This is a genomic window from Nostoc sp. ChiVER01 (assembly GCF_034531155.1).
Classification (GTDB): Bacteria; Cyanobacteriota; Cyanobacteriia; order Cyanobacteriales; family Nostocaceae; genus Nostoc.
The window spans coordinates 65,294-84,118 of sequence record NZ_JAVRBS010000002.1; the positions used below are offsets into that span (position 1 = coordinate 65,294).

At 41.6% G+C, this 18,825-nt stretch carries 15 protein-coding genes; 3 read left to right on the top strand and 12 right to left on the bottom strand.

What is annotated here, in order from left to right; all coding sequences use genetic code 11:
- Nucleotides 1-11: 11 nt before the first annotated feature.
- Both RMY00_RS02570 and RMY00_RS02575 read right to left on the bottom strand, forming a co-directional pair.
- Nucleotides 12-2,471 carry an NACHT C-terminal helical domain 2-containing protein gene (locus RMY00_RS02570; protein ID WP_322646077.1) on the bottom strand — a complete coding sequence of 820 codons (2,460 nt, stop codon included), beginning with the start codon at nucleotides 2,469-2,471 and terminating at the stop codon, nucleotides 12-14.
- On the bottom strand, nucleotides 2,468-3,772 hold the full coding sequence (locus RMY00_RS02575; protein WP_322646078.1) for a S8 family peptidase: 1,305 nt from the start codon (nucleotides 3,770-3,772) through the stop codon (nucleotides 2,468-2,470). The genes RMY00_RS02570 and RMY00_RS02575 overlap by 4 nt, the downstream gene beginning before the upstream one ends.
- 172 nt (nucleotides 3,773-3,944) lie before the next feature.
- Here RMY00_RS02575 and RMY00_RS02580 point away from each other — a divergent pair, with 172 nt between their 5' ends.
- The gene (locus tag RMY00_RS02580) at nucleotides 3,945-4,709 is read left to right on the top strand and encodes a thioesterase II family protein (RefSeq protein ID WP_322646079.1); all 765 of its coding nucleotides are present in this window, start codon (nucleotides 3,945-3,947) and stop codon (nucleotides 4,707-4,709) included.
- A gap of 129 nt (nucleotides 4,710-4,838) precedes the next feature.
- On the opposite strand, the gene RMY00_RS02585 is transcribed toward RMY00_RS02580, so the two are convergent.
- Together RMY00_RS02585 and RMY00_RS02590 are read right to left on the bottom strand one after the other, a co-directional pair.
- Nucleotides 4,839-5,243, bottom strand: coding sequence for a biopolymer transporter ExbD (locus RMY00_RS02585; RefSeq protein WP_322646080.1), 405 nt, complete (start codon nucleotides 5,241-5,243; stop codon nucleotides 4,839-4,841).
- Nucleotides 5,227-5,880 (bottom strand): MotA/TolQ/ExbB proton channel family protein, encoded by a 654-nt coding sequence (locus tag RMY00_RS02590; protein WP_322646081.1) that lies wholly within the window; start codon nucleotides 5,878-5,880, stop codon nucleotides 5,227-5,229. The genes RMY00_RS02585 and RMY00_RS02590 overlap by 17 nt, the downstream gene beginning before the upstream one ends.
- A gap of 342 nt (nucleotides 5,881-6,222) precedes the next feature.
- Between RMY00_RS02590 and RMY00_RS02595 the strand changes: the two genes are divergently transcribed.
- A complete protein-coding gene (locus RMY00_RS02595; protein WP_322646082.1) occupies nucleotides 6,223-7,716 on the top strand; it encodes an energy transducer TonB in 1,494 nt (497 codons plus the stop codon).
- Nucleotides 7,717-7,909: 193 nt separating this feature from the next.
- Entirely contained in the window at nucleotides 7,910-8,290 is a 381-nt protein-coding gene (locus RMY00_RS02600) for a signal peptidase I (RefSeq protein ID WP_118169937.1), read from the top strand.
- 152 nt (nucleotides 8,291-8,442) lie between these two features.
- On the opposite strand, the gene purU is transcribed toward RMY00_RS02600, so the two are convergent.
- From purU to RMY00_RS02640, 8 genes are all read right to left on the bottom strand, one after another.
- Nucleotides 8,443-9,297: a formyltetrahydrofolate deformylase gene (purU, locus tag RMY00_RS02605; protein WP_322646083.1), complete on the bottom strand. Its 855-nt coding sequence runs from the start codon at nucleotides 9,295-9,297 to the stop codon at nucleotides 8,443-8,445.
- A gap of 26 nt (nucleotides 9,298-9,323) precedes the next feature.
- On the bottom strand, nucleotides 9,324-9,947 hold the full coding sequence (locus RMY00_RS02610; RefSeq protein WP_322646084.1) for a DUF4340 domain-containing protein: 624 nt from the start codon (nucleotides 9,945-9,947) through the stop codon (nucleotides 9,324-9,326).
- Nucleotides 9,948-10,017: 70 nt separating this feature from the next.
- Nucleotides 10,018-11,757: a GldG family protein gene (locus RMY00_RS02615; protein WP_322646085.1), complete on the bottom strand. Its 1,740-nt coding sequence runs from the start codon at nucleotides 11,755-11,757 to the stop codon at nucleotides 10,018-10,020.
- A gap of 193 nt (nucleotides 11,758-11,950) precedes the next feature.
- On the bottom strand, nucleotides 11,951-12,763 hold the full coding sequence (locus tag RMY00_RS02620) for an ABC transporter permease (protein ID WP_322646086.1): 813 nt from the start codon (nucleotides 12,761-12,763) through the stop codon (nucleotides 11,951-11,953).
- Complete coding sequence (locus RMY00_RS02625) at nucleotides 12,764-13,768, bottom strand: ABC transporter ATP-binding protein (RefSeq protein WP_322646087.1); 1,005 nt, start codon at nucleotides 13,766-13,768, stop codon at nucleotides 12,764-12,766.
- Nucleotides 13,769-14,411: 643 nt separating this feature from the next.
- Nucleotides 14,412-16,148: a diflavin flavoprotein gene (locus RMY00_RS02630; RefSeq protein WP_322646088.1), complete on the bottom strand. Its 1,737-nt coding sequence runs from the start codon at nucleotides 16,146-16,148 to the stop codon at nucleotides 14,412-14,414.
- 177 nt (nucleotides 16,149-16,325) lie between these two features.
- A complete protein-coding gene (locus RMY00_RS02635) occupies nucleotides 16,326-16,838 on the bottom strand; it encodes a phosphate-starvation-inducible PsiE family protein (RefSeq protein ID WP_322646089.1) in 513 nt (170 codons plus the stop codon).
- 123 nt (nucleotides 16,839-16,961) lie between these two features.
- Entirely contained in the window at nucleotides 16,962-18,692 is a 1,731-nt protein-coding gene (locus RMY00_RS02640) for a diflavin flavoprotein (RefSeq protein WP_322646090.1), read from the bottom strand.
- Between the last annotated feature and the right edge of the window lie 133 nt (nucleotides 18,693-18,825).

Sequence of the window (18,825 nt, forward strand, 5' to 3'; positions counted from 1 at the left end):
TCTATTGTTGCTTAACCACCCGGAGCCAACAACATCCGCGCCTCAATCGCTTCCCAGGTTTGGGGTGACACCCGCACTGCTGCTTGTTTGCACTGGATTATGAGGTAATTGGCGTAGAGATAATTTTCCAGTGCTTTTATTTCTTCTTTAGATAATTTGACCATTTCTGAGGTGAGATTGAAAGCATTGAGTAAGGTTTGTCTGAGGTGTTTAGCAAATGTCCAACGTAGTTCCCATGATTGTTCATCATTAGGAACTTGAGCTTCCAGTGCTTCTAATTGGGCTATTAGTGTAGTAAAGTTGACTTTATTGAAGATTTTTAATTTTTCAAGTTCACGAGTATAGTTTCTAGCATGGGTGATGGCGTCAGCATTAGCATTGACGATGGCGATAGCGTAGGTCAAGTCGGAAAGCAAGATGGAAAAAATGACGCTGAAGTTGAAGTTGGTGTTGGCAGCAATGCTATAAGCGGTGCCGTTGGCTATAATTCCGTAGGTATAGGCATTGGCGGTAATTGTGTTGGTGTAGGCGTTGGCGATCGCAACTGCACGTTTACCCATAGGTTTAAAATCTCCTGTCGAGCCAACTGTTACCTGTTCTGCCCAGTTTAATAAAGCTTGTAACTTCGGGGTGTTAATATACTTTTGCGCTTCCTTTTCCATTAGCAACATCAAATCATCTGCACCACCCCGGATTAAACCAGCTACTAACAAAAACACGTTTTTCCAGTGTTCATCTATTAGATGTTCAGTAACTAACTTTTCAATTTGACGATGGTCATCAACATACTGTGCTGTTAAATATTCTTGTAGTGTCAAATGCGAAAATGAATAGATATTCCTTGCCCGTTCTACTAAAATTCCTTGCTGAATAGCGATCGCATCTAAAACTGCTTCAGCGTCTAAATCCTTGGGTGCATTGTCGTTATTGTGCAGAAACTCTTTAATTTGACTCACAAGTTCTTGGTGAGACAAGAATAGCTGCTGTGATTTAAAGCTGTGATATGCAATCTCAGCTAGCATGATTCTCTCTAAATCGATGCCAAGCTGACGATAAATTGGATCGGTTTGAATCCGTTTTCCAGCAGCCCATTTTTCTAGTAAAATATCTAAAGCTTTACTATAAAGCGTAGCTCGGTTTTTAGGTAAGTCCTGAGATGCGTCATACACTAAACAGAGAAAAGTTAGCAATAAAGGAGTTTTAGCTAATTCTTTAGTTGATTCTTGGTTTTTGATTAAATTCCAGCACTTGTCAGCAGTTCCGGCTTGTCTATCTACCTCTGAAGTAAACCAATTTTGAATAAACTGCTGAATTTGAGCATCGTCAAAATCTGCGATCGCAATTTCTATCAAATTCCTAAACTGCGATTTATAGGCAGCAGTCCGGCAAGATATAATAAACCGATTTTCTTTGTATTGCTCAACAAAGGTTTGAATTTTCCTAATTGCTAAATCGGTATTTCCCGTTGACACTTCATCTAAACCATCCAGCAAAATTAATAACTTGCCTTGTTGTAATGCTTTATTAGTAAATTCTTCAGAGAATGGTAACTGACATAACCGGAATGCTTCTCTAATTACTTCCTCAATATTGATATTGCTCTCGGTAAATAGTTTTAATTCAATAAAAACCGGAATACATTCATATTGCAATTCACCAGATTTGCCCTTGAGTGCTTCTAGTCCTATCTTCCGTAAAAATGTAGACTTACCAGCACCCGGTGCGCCAAGTACCATCAAATATTGCTGCTGATTGGCAACTTTAATGCCCTCTTGCTTACCAGCCTTTTCAACTAGAAAGCCACGTTTTCCAGCTTTGCTGAAATGATTCTGTAAGGCTTCAATTGACTCAAATGGCCGGATATCATCTGGCTGCAAACATTGCACAGGTGTGAAAATTGAATCCAAATCTACAGGCTGTTGCATTCCCAATATTTGCAACTTGTTATGGCGCTTGTGGTAGTTAATAATATATTGCTCAGATGCTTGATAAATTAATTTTGTGGTTTTCTTATCTAAAGGGCGGTTAAGAGTGTTTATATAAATATCAGCAAAATGTTTAACTGCTGCATCTGGTGCAACTTCCGGCAGTGCAATCAGCTGATCTAAAGTGACATGGTTAACTCCAGACAGTGCTAATGAGCGCAAAATTGCATCAGCCGAACCTTCAACAACCACAACGCGGCTGAGTCCACCTCCAAGAGTTTTCAAAGAAAGTTGCTGGAGTGCTTGGATAGTATCACCCAGCACTTCGGTAAGTTGGCTTTTGCGCCGATCAATCAACGCTTGTCGATAAGCCTCTGATGATGTAAATTGCTGAGGTTCTAGAGGTGGATTGCTAGCATTTGAGTTGAGTTGATTTTCGTCGCCTAAACTCATAATTGCCCGAATTACCTCATCTCCCTTAGCCCGCATCAGAACTTCTTCAAGCAGGGGATCAATTTTGGTAATTTGGCTTTCGTTAAGTTTCATAGGGCTGCGGTTACCTGAATTAAACCTTTACCTTGGCGTTCTCTGTCATGTCCCAAATCTTGACAATTTGTGAGCAGTCCGTCAATTAAACTCTCAACTGTAATTTGCTTGCTATACTTCTCTAAGATTAACGCTGCTACACCAGAAACGATTGGGGCTGCCATTGAGGTTCCGTCCCAAGCTTCATAGCCACCATCTCGAACTGATGAATAAACCCCTTTTCCAGGTGCAACCAAATAGGGAACGTTATATAACTGTTTATTCACGCTCATTGTGGCATTGCCACTAAAAGAGGCTACTTGATTATTTGAGTTAACAGCACCAACTGAAAGCGAATTCTTACAATTTGCTGGCGCAAGATGATTGTTAAATCCATCATTACCGATCGCGCAAACAGGCAGTATTCCCACTGCCAGCAGGGTATCAATCAAATCGTTAATTTCATCGAAATATCTGGGAATACCAGCGGAGATATTAGCGATATTCACGTCCGTCCGGAGTGCCAGCCAGTCCAGCCACAAAATTAAGCCTGATAAGTTGCCAGTACCTCTTGGGATCAATACAGCGTTAATTAATTTAGTTTCTGGTGCAACGCCAACCTGTTTACCACAAATCAGTCCAGCTACATGAGTACCATGACCATTAGTATCTTGAGAAGTTGTTAACTGGATTTGCTTACTTCTATCATTAAAACTATAAGATTCAGTTACTTTGCCTTGTAATTCTGGGTGGGTTGAATCGATACCTGTGTCGAGAACAGCAATGGTGATGTTTTTGCCAGTGCCTGTAAATCCATTTTGACGTGCTATGTTGAGAGCGATGGCATCCAAATGCCACAAGTCATCTGCGGTGAGTTTATCTTTATAGCGGCGTTTCCTAAGCAACTGAGGTACATCCAAATCTTTTTTACCAAGGTTATTAATCGCTTTGAAAACGTACTTCACCAAGTCAGGAAACACTATACCTGTATACCGTTGTGGCTTAATCAACTCAATCGGCTGATCGCGTAAAATTAAAGCGTTAGGCAACTCCTCACGCATCCTTTGAGCTTCATCATCGGGCATTTCTACAATACTTGCCCCAGTAATTCCTGAGTAATCTGGGTGCTTTGAAACTTGGCTAGTTGTGTTTTGTGCATCTTCCAGCCAGCTTTCAATTTCTTGGTGTAGTGGATTTTCCTGCCAAAAATTTACAACTTCTGCAACTTGCGCCTGACGGCTTTCTGGTGTAAATTTTCTGGATGCAAGTTTTAGCGATCGCGCTAATAATGTTGCTTTGGGTCGAATAATATAAACGCTCATCAAAGACTCCTTATTATAAAATAAGCAAGATGTCTGCCTCACGAATATACTATTATATTTTTTACAGTTTTCATAGTAGTAAATACCTGCCTTTGTGCAAGCATTTGGTATGATATGAAGCGGCTTCTAACAATGAGCTACAAAAGGTTAAACAGCTAATGCAGGGTCTATTATGACAACTACACCAAGCTTCAATTCCTGGGTTATCTGTCCTCAACCAAATCCTCAAGCCAACTTGCGTTTATTCTGCTTCCCCTACGCTGGTGGGAACTCGGCGATTTTTCGCACATGGCCTAATAATCTTCCTAATAATGTCGAAGTCTGTGCTGTAGAATATCCGGGACGGGGAAGACAGATTAAGTTAGCACCCTTAACGCGATTAGAATCTCTTGTTGAAGCGATCGCTCCATTTTTGTTACCATACTTAGACAAACCATTCGCCTTCTTCGGTCACAGTATGGGCGGATTAGTTAGCTTTGAGTTGACCCATCTACTTCGCTCTAAATATAGTCTTGCTCCCTTTCACCTCTTCATATCCGCTCGTCGCGCCCCGCAAATCCCGCCCACAAAACTACCGCTCCATATCCTATCAGACTTTGATTTACTCAACGAGTTACGCAGTCTTAACGGTACACCCAAAGCAGTACTAGAAAGTGCGGAATTGATGCAAATGTTCCTCCCCATTTTACGGGCAGATTTTGCCGTTCTGGAAACTTATATTTACACTCAAAAACAGCCTCTGGAGTGTCCAATTACTGTTATTGGTGGTTTGCAAGACCAAGAAGTTAATCATGAAGAATTGCAAGCATGGCGAGAGCAGACGATCGCTACTTTCTCATTACATGAGTTCAACAGTGACCACTTTTTTATTCATTCACAGCAAGAATTATTATTAAAACTTATATCTCAAGAATTACAGATGCGTCAGCACCTTTAGGAAAGTCAAAAATCAAATAATAATCCCCATAAATAAATTTACTTGCTCTGTGATCACACAAGAAAGAGTTAGGAGTCAGAATAAAAAATTTTTCTGACTCGCTAAACTTCTTATGTACAATATTTCTAGTTATTGTTTTTGGGTAGCGATCGCTAACTTTGCTCCTTCAACTTGACGTACCCGATCCATCACCGCTACTACCCGACCATAATCAACTTTTTCATCAGCATTAATAATTACCAACACTTCTGGGTTTGAACCAACTAGAGTACGTACTTGCGCTGTCAAATCATCAATTGCAACTGGGTTACGGTTCAGGCTTACTTGTTCTTTTTCATCTACCGTAATTGTAATTTTAGTGGGAACTTGCTGTTGCTTCGCTGTGGTTGCCTTTGGTAAATTTACTGGTAAACCTTCTGAACGCGTTAAAAACAGAGTTGACATGATGAAAAATGTCAAAATTGCAAAAATCACGTCAATCATCGGCACGATGTTGATCTGTAATGGAAGTTCTGGCTCATCTGGTAGTCGCATAGGTTTTTTCTCCTCGTTCATAACGACGGCGGTAAAGTAATTCTAGCTGTCCCCCATACTCCTGAATTAGTGCAATTTGCCGTTGATACAGTCCCCGGAAGGTATTGGCAAACATGAGTATGAATATAGCAACGATCAATCCTGATGCTGTTGATACTAGGGCTTCACTAATCCCAGCTGTAACACTTGCCGTTTTGCTACCTCCCACATCACCAAGATTTAGGGAGGCAAAGGAAGCTATCAATCCTAATACAGTGCCGAGAAGACCCAGCAGTGGTGCCAGACTAATAATTGTCTCGAAAAGGTTTTGAAAACGTTTCAACACAGGTATCTCAGCCTGCGATTCGCTTTCTAATGCCAAACGAAATTCCTCTGGATTTGGCTCCTCCAATTCTAAAGCCGCTAGAAAAATCCGGGCGAGTGGCAAATCTGCGTTTTTCTGAAGTTTATCCATTGCACCGACAACATTATCGAGACGGTAGAGATTCAAAACATCTCGCACCACCCGGTTTTGGCGCTGATTGATCCGTACCCAAAATCTGATCCGCTCGATGATCAGTGCCACACCTAATACCGAAAACGCCAACAGGGGCCACATGACGATACCACCTGCTGCAAACAAATTCTGAATTCCCATGTAGTGCCTCTATAACGTCGTCCACAATACAAAATCAGACTACCAGAATCTAGAGAAAAGCTGAAACTTTTTCTCAATAAAATATAGAATATAATGATAAATTTTTCAAATGTAATGCTCATGACTTTTATTTACTTATCCGTTTGTTTTACATAAAATAATTTAATTGGATTGCAACAAAAATTAATTTTGTCCAAAAGCCCTGATATTAGTAGTTTGAAAAGATATTTTTGTTATTGCAGGGTTCCGTAAAGCGATCGCCAGTAATTTTAATTTTTTACTTGATATTTGTAACCTTGCATTCTAAGATAGCTAAGTTAGTGAGAATAGGTAGCAATAGCTATGAGCTTTTCTGGCATTACTGTCGAGCAACGTTCCAAAGAAGTTGAGGCTCTCAAGTCTTTTCTGACTTACAGTCTGATAGGTTCACTGGCGCTGCATATCGGCGTACTGTCCTTAGGCATAGGTAATTATTTGACGAGAGTCCCTACGGGAGAAGAAGAACCGATAGAGGTGGCGATCGTTGATTCTCCCACTGCGGAATCAGAAAAACCAATCGCACAGATTCCAGAAGAAATAAAAAAAGAACCAGAAGTTGTCCAAAAACAGCCTATAGAAACTCTACCAGTAGAAAAAGTTCAGCAGCAAGAACAGATTACAGCAGTTGCTCAGAAACCACAGTTGACAAATACACCGCTAGAAGCAATTGCTAGCAAGCCAGAAGTTCCTGTGAAGTCTGCACCCATTCCACGATTAGCGCCAGAAGTTCCTGTAAAATCTGCATCCGTTCCACGATCAGTTTTATCTGGAGATTCCAAAGCAAGTTCGGCGGGTGGCGGTGGCGGTGGTGGCGGTGGTGGCGGCTCTGGTGTTGGTTTAGGCTCAGGTAGTGGTATTGCTGTGGGTACAAGCAGTGGTACTGGCGCTGGTGGAGGTACTGGCACTGGCACTGGCGGAGGCATTGGTAGCGGTACTGGCACTGGCACTGGTAGTGGAATTGGTAGTGGCACTGGTAGTGGAATTGGTAGTGGCACTGGTAGTGGAATTGGTAGTGGCACTGGTAGCGGCACTGGCAGTGGAATTGGCAATGAAACAGGAAACCGTCCCACAGTAGCAACAGCGCCTACACCTCCTAAAATTAACAGTCCAGGTAATGGTCGTGCAGCCTGCCGCGAATGTAATGCCAAATATCCAGAGGCAGCAAGACGGCGAGGAGTTGAAGGCAGAGTAGAAGTAGCTGTTGATACTGATGCACAAGGTAATGTTACCAATGTGCGGATTGCTCGCTCCAGTGGAAACCGCGACTTGGATCAAGAAACCATGAGACAAGCGCGTGACTGGAAATTAAAACCCGCAGAAGGTGGTAGACAAGGGGTAGCTATAGCCACTGAATTTGCCATCAAAGGTTCAAGGCGATCGCGCCAAGTTCAAGAACGGCAAGCACAAAGACAAGCAGAAGAAAAAACCCAGCAGACAACGGCTGCTAACTCCACACAGGAAACTCCAAGACGTAGGCGCAGAGAGTTAACACCTTCACCTAATGAAGCTACAGTCAGAAAACCAGCAATATCTGGATTTAGTCGGCGACTAGAACCTCAAAGAGCGGAAAGTCCTCCTACAAATTCATCATCTGGAACTAGGACAACTCGTACTCAAGAAAGCAACATCCAACGTGAGCAAACGGCTACCGATTCATCACAAAAGCCACAATCAACCACAAATCGGCGGCGGCGAAGAGATAACACTAGCCAGAACAAGTTGCGGGACTCTTTGCGCCGTTTACGCCAACAACCTCAATCACCTCAATCGCAACCTGCTGCTCCCAGTCAAGAGTAGCTACGCTGTACGCCAACTTACTTATCTATTACCTTGCAAAGCCAGCTTGATCTTCTTCTAAAGAAAGAGGTTAGTCGAACTCACGTTAATCTAAATCCCTAGATGGACGCAGAGGGACGCAGATAATTTTGATAATTAATTATCTGTGTTCATCTATTTTGATTTGATTAGTTATGAATGAAGAAGGTGAGTGATGCAGCCTAAAGTTATTTTTGGGAATGCTGCTAGCGAAGGTGCAAATCGCTGGGGTTGGTTTATGGGTTACTTCATTACCCCGGATGATGATCTTCGCTCAACCACAGCACTAGAAATAAAGTGGGGTGTCCATAAAGCAGGAGACTGTAGAACCGAGTGGGGAGTAAATGACACAGCCGCGACTCTTTCGATTTTGATTAATGGCCAATTTTGCCTTCAGTTTGAAGATCGGGAGATGATTCTATCTCGTGAGGGTGATTATGTGCTGTGGTGTGCGGGTGTGCCACATTGTTGGGTTGCTCAGTCTGACTGTACTATTCTGACGGTGAGATGGCCTTCAACACCAGGCGATAGTGTAGCAGTGCGATCGCCACAATAATAATAATAATAATTTTCAACCCACATTCGGCACTTCTTGGGAATAAAGCAGTAACTATCTACTTTCATATAAGCAACTGAAAGCGGGAGCATCCCAATTTTTTACAAAGAAGGTGAAAATCAGTCAAAACCTTCTAGTCACTTGAGTATCATTTACTCAAATACCACTGTTCTATTACCATATACCAATACACGATTTTGTAAATGCGATCGCACTGCTCTTGCTAATACAACTCTCTCCAAATCTTTGCCTTTTCTCACCAAATCATCAACTTCATCACGGTGGCTAACTCGCACTACATCTTGTTCAATAATTGGGCCTGCATCTAAATCAGCCGTGGCATAATGAGCAGTTGCACCAATAATTTTTACCCCACGTTCAAAAGCTCTGTGATAGGGATTTGCTCCGATAAAAGCTGGTAAAAACGAATGATGTATATTAATAATTTGTGGAAATTGACTAATAAAATTTGCACTAACAATCTGCATATATTTCGCCAATACAACTAAATCTATTTTGTACTTGCGTAATAATTCTAATTGTTGAGTTTCTTGTTCTGCTTTATTATCTTTATTGATGGAAATGTGCTGGAAGTCAATATTAAATTGCTCTGCAACTACCTTTAAATTAGAATGGTTACTAATAATTAAAGGAATTTCAGCAATAAATTCTTTAGCGCGTTGTCGCCAAATCAAATCAAATAGACAATGGTCTTGCCGACTTACCCAAATAGCAATGCGTGGTGCTGTATCAGAAAAACGTAATTCCCACTTAGCACCTAAAGGTTGTGCGATCGCATTAAATGCAGGAGCAATAAATTCTCGTGGCAAATTGAACCCATCTAATTGCCATTCAATGCGCGTAAGGAATAATCCAGCAGCAAAATCTGTATGCTGATCTGCATGGATTATATTACCACCATTAGAATAGATGAAATTGGCAAATTTCGCCACCAATCCTCGTTGATCTGGGCAGGAAATCAGCAATGTTGCTGTCGGATTTGTCATAATAATATCGCCAGATTTTGAATTAATTATTTGCTTTTTGTCGGAGTTGGTTTAGGAATCGTGAGCGGAGGAAGTTTCTGGCTATTATCTACAGGTTGTTTCCACTCTGATAATTCCCGGTTTACGGCATTTGCAAAATCTGTAGATACCAACAGCACATTTATATTACCATCGGGTTTAGCAGCAGGGTCAGCTTGAGCATACAAGAAACGACCATTAAAGTTAGATTTACCCAAAATAAACTGATGGCTTTTTCGGTTTTTTAGAGTGATATTGATGGTAGCTTGGGGTTGATCTAGGGCGAATTCTTTAAGGTCTTTTGCTGGAGTTGATAAAGTCTGCTCACTATTACCTTTGACTAATAAATCCATTAAATAAGAAACAATAGCATCATTTGCTGGCCCCGATACCGGAGATTTAATTAACCACTTGGGGTTATTAGATTCAGGGTTACGTTCCAGATTCAGGGTGAGCTTTCTTGTCGTAACTGTTAAAGACTGCACATCATCTTCTGCAAAAGAGAAAATTTGCTGCTTTTGCTCTTTAGTTTCTTCTCGTACAGTCGCACCCCGAATTTCATGGAAGTAAACAAAACTGCCTAAACCCAGTGTTAGCAGTATCAAAATTAAAGTTGTTTTCGACAATTTCATTTTTTAGTCATTTGTCATTTGTCACTTGTCATTGGTAAAGAGTTAATATTTATAACTCCTAACTTACTTCTTAGCGTCGTTTCCACCAAATAATAACTGCGATCACAAACCCAATTAAAGGTAAAAGTAACAAAGATGACAATATTAAAAGATTGGCTTGTGTGGTTGTCAGAGTTATTCGACGGTTTTTCGGTTCTTTGGGGCGAATGGAAAGGGGTTGCTGATCCTGTTGACTCAGCCAAGTAACTGAGTTGAGGAATACATCTCCATTTAATTGTTGTTGAAACAAACCATCAGTGGCGAAATCAGAATTTCCTAAAACTACTAACCGGGACTCGGTGGCTGTTTGAGATGAAGGAGTGGAGGAAGCAGGGGGAGATGGGGGAGATGAAGGAGTGGGGGAAGCCTTGCTTTGAGTACTTGGTGATGGTAGGGGTGACGCTTGCGGAGTTTTGGCTGAAGGGGAAGGAGTAGGGCTAGTCTTGCTTTGAGTGGTTGGTGATGGTAAGGGTGAAGGTGTGGGTACAGTTTGGGAAGTTGAAGTAGGTTTAGCTGCTTGTTTTCTTGTTAAGGCAACGCCCAAGGTCAAAGGCCCTTTCATATCTTTACCTTCATTAAACTCCAATTTTTCGCTTTGCAGGTCGCTTTCTGCCCAACTGTTGGGGTAGGGTTTGGTTCGTAGCAGTGGAGTAGCCTGAACACCAGGCACAGAGGTAATTTCCAGTGGTCGGGCAATCGGATAAAAAGAATTACCGTTACCGAAATCTTTGGTAATCGGATGTTGTCCGTATTCTGTCACTAAGGGCGTAGCAGGGCCAAGTCCCACGCTTCCGCCAGAGACATCGACTGCTAAACGATTATCCAGACGAACACCCCACTCTTGCAGCAAGCTGTTAAATTTAGGATCGGTGTTAGGATCAATCATCAGCAGTAAGTTACCACCGCGATTAAGATATTCTTGCAAAGCTTTGACTTCACCTTCAAACAGTCCTCGCTTGGGGCCAGCTACTATCACTACAGCCGCATCTTGAGGAACTTTAGAAGTTTCTCCTAAATTCAGGGGTGATGTTGTAAAGTTTTTATCACCTAATGCCTGAACTGCTTGTGATATTGCACCTTTACCAGGTGAAAGTTGGCGTTCGCCATGACCTTGGAGTAAGTAAGCTTTGGCTGTGGTTGAATTTGTTAGTTGTTGTAGGCGACTAGTTAATCTGATTTCTGATAATCGCTCATTTTCATTTATCGTCTGTACTAATTGCCGTTTATCGCCAGATTCTAAATAAACTTCCCCGTAATCTTTGACCCCAAACTTTTCTGCCAATCCTGGTCTAGTTTGGGGGTCGATGTACTCATATTTAAATTTTGAGCTTTGGCGTTGATAATTTTCTAGCAATTCCCGGTCTTGAGGATTTTGGTTAACATCAAACACCCACACTTTAACTAGTTGTGGTAAAACCCTTACTAGTTCGCGTGACTGGGGTGCAAGGGTAAACAATTGCGTTTCTGTTAAGTCTGCCCGCAAGTGGTAGCGAGTTCCCAAAAAGTTAATTAATCCTAAAATTGCCAACACTGCCAGAGTTGCCACTAAGGCATTAGTGCCAGCTTGGGTAGAACGACGCTTCCACCAGTTAGTTTCGTAGCTTTGCCATATTATCCCTAACGCACTAATAACAATTCCTGTAATCAGAAATACTAATGGAATTAATCCCCACTGTTCAGAGACTAACCCAACTGTTAAGCCGACAGCAATTAGGAACGGGCCCAACCAAAACAGATATTTCCACAGTTTCTTTTTTGCAACTATCTTCATATTATTAGACTAAAGTGAGAAGTTAGGAATTATAAGTTATAAGTTTGAACTCCTCACTCCTAACTTTTTACTCATAACTTATATAACTACTACAGTAAAGCGTAAATAAACCACCCATTTCAAATGGTCAAAAACTCTGCTATATAAGCTTTTTGACTTTTGACTTTTGACTTTTGACTTCCGCCATGCGGTACTATTGCCTTTGAAAGCGCAGTGCATCAATTGATTGAGCTGTGAGAAAAATACCAAAAAAAATGTAACTAGCGAATAAAATTAAGGCGCTGGTATCAAAAATTCCTTGAATTAAGGTGTTGTAATGTTTTAGCAATGACAGATAACCTAATGCTTCGCCCACGGGGCCAGGGACAATTTTGGCGATTAAATCAATCAATAACAATAATAAAATTACTGCAAATGTGAAAACAGCAGACAAAATTGTACTATCTGTTAATGAAGAAATAAACATTCCTAAAGATAAAATTGCTGCTGCTAGCAAGATTAATCCAAAATGACCTAGTAAGGGAATTGAGAGTGCCATTGGTGGATTTGAGCCACTGATGGCGATCGCTTCAAACACTAGCATAGGTACGACCATCGTGGTAAAAAATGTTAGCACACCCAATAACTTACCTAAAGCTACTGCCCAATTAGTAATTGGTGATGTGGCTAATAATTCTAAAGTGCCGCGCTTACGTTCTTCGGCATAGAGTCCCATCGACAGAATTGGCAGGATAAACAACAATAGCCACCCCATACGATCCAAGAATGCCCGGATAAATTCATAGGGGACATCTATCGGCGGTACTGGCACTCCGAGTTGTTGCCCTTGTGCATCTATCGCTGCAACTCCTACCAAAATGCCATCTGGCCCTAGCAAAATCATCACGAAGAATAACCCCGCAATGAACCAAAATATGCCTGCGATCGCATAAGCCAAAGGTGATACAAAATAACTCTGTAACTCTCGGCGATAAATGGCAATAATATTACTCAGCACTATACCCATTTACGCTGCTTCTCCTTCGTTGTCTGCTGCTAAGTCTACCTCAGTATCGAAATTTTTCTCTTCTGTGGTCAATTGCAAGAATACGTCTTCTAAGGTGGCGTTAACTCGCTTCAGTTCATGTAAACCGAATCCTGCACGTACTAATGTTGTGGCAATATCGCATCCTGGTTCTTTTCCCGGTTGCGATATTACCCGCAGGTAAGCGCGATTTGCCTGCGTTTGATGGCCTCCAGCTGTCGGAATTGATTCTATCAAACTCACACCCGCGACTTTTTGCAATACCTGTTTCGCTAGGGCAGCTTCTCCTTCTATTTCCAACTCATACCCTGAGCCACCTGTCAACTGAGTCATTAAGTTTTCTGGTGTATTAGTTGCCACAACTTTACCGCGATTGATGATGGCGACGCGGCTACAAGTCATGCTTACTTCTGGCAGAATATGCGTGGAAAGAATAATTGTGTGAGTACCAGCGAGACTTTTAATTAAATTCCGTACCTCAATTATTTGTCTGGGATCGAGTCCAACGGTGGGTTCATCTAAAATGATCGCTGGTGGATCGTGGACGATCGCTTGAGCAATTCCTACCCTTTGGCGATATCCTTTAGAGAGTTTGCGAATAATCACCCGCCGCTTATCTTCTAAGTTGCAGCGTTCGATAGCGGCTGTTACCTTGTTGGGGCGATCGCCTGCTGATACTCCCTTAATTCGGGCGACAAAATGCAAAAATCCCTCCACCGTCATGTCTGGATATAACGGCGGTGTTTCCGGTAAATAACCAATGCGTTGGCGTACAGCTAGGGAATTTTCATGGACATCATAGCCAGCTATTCGGGCATTTCCATTAGTTGCCGGTAAATAACCAGCCAGAATCCTCATAGTTGTGGTTTTACCAGCGCCATTGGGGCCCAACAACCCTAAAATTTCCCCAGGCTCGACGCTAAAAGTGACATCAGTAATCGCTGGGGTAGAACCGTATATTTTACTCAGATGCTCAACTTCGATCATCGGTATAGTGGCGATCGTAATTTATAGAATACCCAATAATCTTAGATCACGATGTTGGGTATGGGGGATTGGCACTAAGATTCGCCGACAATGAGTAAAGTTCCTGAAAAATTAACCACCGAGCAAGCTTCCCTACAAGGGTTGGGGGAAAAATTAAAGCCTTTCTCTTTGTAAAGCTTTGTCAGAGTGAAACTGTTGCACTTACCGACATCCCGCCCAGAACTGAAGTTCAGGGCTGATAGCTCAAGTCCACTCAAGTGGACTGAATTAATTATAGGACTTACGCACACTCTACGAATTCTCGGCGCTCTTGGCGTCTTGGCGGTTCGAGAAATTAAGCTTTTTAGCAATTTTTGCGTAAGTCCTAAATTATTTAAGTAGCTCTGAGACTCGGAATTCATTCCGAGGCGGAATAGAAACGCAGTGTGAGATTTATTTAAGCGAAACAATTGCATTGTTAGTCGAAACAATGCAATTGCAACTCTAAAAGGCTTGTGTGTATCTGACTTTTCACTTTATTGAGTTAGGAAAGCCCACAAAAAACCTAACCCCCTTCCCGACGCGGGAAGGGGGAAAATTCAAAGTCTCTCTCCTTTTAAGAGAGAGATTTAGAGAGGTTTTTCAAATACTGTGAAAAGTCAGCTTAATAATAGCTGCCAGATTTACGATGTTCTAAAGCAGTAACACCTTCATTTTCCAACACTTCACCGTGATCGATGACGGCATAAATTAACCATCGATCGCCACATTCAAGTTGATTTTGCACTGTACATTCTAAATAGGCTAATGCCTCATTCAAAATCAAACAACCGTTAAGAGCAGTTTTTGTGTCAATATTTGCAAAGGGATTATCTCCTAAAGTGCTATGACGAGAAAAATAGCGTCGGACATTTCTTCCTTCTTTAAGGATATTCAACACAAATTTATCACCAGGATGATGCATTAACTCTGCATTTTGCTCGTTAGCGATCGCAATCATAATTCCTGGTGGGTTAAAAGTTGCCTGTGATACCCAAGAAGTTAAAACCCCTTTATGAGTTTCTTCATCACGAGTTGTCACAACACACAGAGAACCAATGATCCGCCCCACAGCTTGTTCGGTACGATCTACATGGGCTTCTGTCACAACTTGGCGGGAAGAACGCAGTTTTTTGGTTTTTTTCAAGTTTTGGGCAAAGGAAGCACCTGCTTCTTGACACTGCTGAAGAATCTCAGGAGTAGGACTGAAACGTACCCGAAGTGTTTCAAACCCTAGTTGATAATTAGCATCTTTAAGCTTGCTTTCGATTAAATCTATTGCCTCGCCACTCCAACCGTAAGAACCAAACACCCCTGCTAACTTAGTTTTAGCCGCGACTGAGAGAACTATTCCTAAAGCAGTTTGAATTTGAGTAGGCGCATGTCCCCCTAAAGTGGGTGAGCCGATAATTAAGCCATCGCAAGTTTCTACAATCCGGTTAATCTCGGCAGAATCGGCTAGTTCACAGTTGATTGATTCTACATTAATTCCATTTTGGATCAAACCTTGAGCGATCGCATTCGCCATAATTGCTGTATTTCCATAAGCAGAAGCATAAAGCAAAGCGACACTCAATTCTTGAGATTTTTGCCCTTGACACCATTGACGGTAATCATAGGTAAAACGGCTAAGACTATAACGCACAACTGGGCCGTGTGCTGGGGCATAACATCTAGCTCCCAAAACCGACAACTTATCTAAGGCTGCTTCAACTTGTTTAGCTTGGGGTGCATGGAGACATTCAAAATAGTAACGACGTTCCGCATCTAACCCCTTCCAATCTTCATCAAACAAAGTATCTTCGCAAATATGAGCGCCAAAAAGTTTGTCTGTGTAGAGAATTTTTGTAGCGGCATCATAAGTACAAAGTCCATCCGCCCACCGGGGAGTTGGTACGGTGACAAATGATAGAAGATGTCCTTGTCCTAAATCTAGAGTATCCCCTGATCGCACCGCTTGGATGCGTGATTCCAATTCGGGAAAGGCGGTTTTGAGAGCATTAGCGGCGGGGCGAGAACAAATGAGTATCGCTTGAGGAACCAGAGAGAGCAATACTTGCAAGGTTGCTCTGCGGTTGGGATTGACATGGCTGAGAACAATGTAATCTAGGGTAATGAAGTCTAGACGTTGTGCAAGTTGCTCAAGGTAAATTTCGGTAAAAGATTCGCCAGGAGGGTCAATTAAAGCCTTTTTATCAGCTTGAATTAGATAAGAATTCGCTGTAGTTCCCCGTTGGCGGGAATACTCCACCTCAAATTTTAATCTGTCCCAAGTCCGCGATCGGAGAATCAGAGTATTTTTACCAATTTCAACAACTTGTACATCTCTGCTATGGTTGGACGTTAATGTGGCAGCAGACATAATAACCTCTGTTAATAATGGGGAATTGGGCATTGGGCATGGGAAAGAGGAATTGGAGACAAGGAGAATTGGGGACAAGGGGAAAGACTTGTTGGAAGTTCTAAACTTTTGTCACCTTGTCACCTTGTCACCTTGTCACCTTGTCCCCTTGTCCTCTCTGCTCCCTACTCCCTATTTTTAATGACCATTGTTTTGTATTAATTCAGACTTGGCTCGATTTCTATAGCGTTTAGATACTTCTTGTTCCGGGTCGATACCTTCAAAAGTAGGTGGTAGCCAAACTCGGAGAAATAATAATACTCCCAACACTAATAAAAAGGCACAAGTTGCTAATACTTGACTCCAACTTGTTTCTAGAACACCTTTAACAATGACTTCTCGCAAAGCAGAAACGATGGAAACTTCAACAGCTACCCCAATAGATACTCGATGTTCTTGTAGGTAAATAATCAGCAGTCTGAATAGCTCAACTAAGATAAGTAAAAAGAGAATATCGGCAGTAACAGCATGAAAATCTAAAGGTGGAAGTAAGGAGAGAAACATATCTCTTACCTGAAGCACCATGAAGCTAAATAAACCGATACACAAAGAAATTACAATTACATCTTGGATAAATTCCAAGCTTCGGACAACGCGCCCACGATTGATTTCGTACATGGTAATCGGGGTATTTTCAGCAGATTTATACATAGTTTTTTGGGAGACGCGATGAATCGCGTCTGTACAAGAGTGGGTAGAGACGCGATTCATCGCGTCTGTAGGAAGCAGGAAGAAACAATGACCAATGACCAATGACCAATGACAAATGACAAATTAGTAATGATTGCCAATTTTGCGGTGATGAGCGGCAGTAAGCGCATGTAGATTGGCAACTCTTCCAGTTTGGACTGTGCTATAAATTACCCAATGATCGCCACAATCCATGCGGCTAGTAATTTCACATTCCATGTAAGCCAAAGCTTCAGCTAAAACGGGCGATTCATTTTTCGCTGGATATGTTTTCACTCCAGCAAAACGGTCTGCACCAGGAGCAAAACGCTTCAGGAAATGTTTCATTAATCCTTGATACTTGCCCTCTTCTAAAACATTTAAAACAAAGCGATCGCCAACGTGCATCAAGGATTCAATTGCCCGATCTTTAGATACTGCGATCGCTACTCCTAAAGGCTCAAGACTCGCTTGTGTTACCCAAGAAGCAAACATGGCGCTCTGAATTTCTCCTTTTTTGGCGGTGATAATATACAATCCTGTGCTAATCCGTCCTAAAGCTTTTTCTAGCTCAGTATTGATAGATTTGATTTGTTTAATGGTGCGATCGCGGGTTAACCATTGACCCATATCTGTCCCCGCTTCATCACAAAGTTGTTCCGTTGCTTGTGTAGGAATTTCTTTAACTAAGATAGGAGGAAAAGCTTCAGTTAATCCCAGTTCTTGAAACTTATTACGTAAAGGATAAACAGGTTCATCTTCTCCCCCTCCTGACTCTAATAAACCAATTGCCTGCTTCTTATGAACAGCAGCCAAAATTGTACTTAAAGCAGCTTGAATCATCACCGAAGATTGCGGTGGCATTGCAATTACTAAACCAGAAGCTTGTGCAACTAATTCTCGAACTTCTTGAGGTTCGGCACTATTGAGGTCTACTAATTCTACTGCCACACCTGTTTTCGCGCATCCATGCGCTATGGAACGGACTAAATGCTCGCTATGCCCGTAATCTTCAACATAAAATAGAGCCACTAATGTCTCTGTTTTTGCTTGTTCTAAACTCCAGTTTTGATAGCGTCCAAGCCATTCAGAGATATAGTGTTGTAATAAAGGGCCGTGTCCCGTGGCAACTGTTCTTATATCTAACTTTTCAATCCGCTTTAAAGCTGCCAAGACAGACCGGGCATTTGGGCCCATGAGACAATCATAGTAATAGTGAAAATCTTCCTCTATTAAAGTAATATTTTCATCATAGGTGTGGTCATCACAATAGTGCATTCCAAACACATCACAAGTGTAAAGAGTGCAAGTTTTGTGATCATAAGTCAATATTGTGTCAGGCCAGTGTAAATTAGGTGCAGAGATAAATTCTAATTCGTGTCCGTTACCTAAATCTAATCGCTCTCCACTTTTCACCTGCATTGATTTAAAAGGCTGGTGAACCATATTTTCTAAAAATTGAATAGCTACCTTTGCACCGACAACAGTAATTGAGGGAGCTAACTGCAAAATATCTTTCACTAAGCCACTGTGGTCTGGTTCCGTGTGGCTAATAATTAAATAATCTATCTTAGCCGGATCAATCAATCCCGCCACTATCTCAAGATATAGATCCTCAAATTTGCGGTGAGATGTGTCAACTAAAGCTACTTTTTCTCCCTGAATTAAGAAAGAATTATAGGTTGTACCATTCCTTAAACCAAACTCGATATCAAAACGTTCTCGATCCCAGTCGAGACAACGTATAGCAGTCGTTTGAGGAGCAATTTCAACAGTTTCAATCGTCAAACGTCCTGGATTGGCAATAACTTGAGTAAGCTGTGTCAGTGCAACCATTTCTTTTCTCCAAAAAGAATATTATCTGGAGCGAGTGTTATGTTCTTATATTTACCTGAAACACTCAATTAGTAAAATGCCAATTTCTAAAGCTAATCATCAGAAAGATTTATTCTTTATTTTGATTGACTTA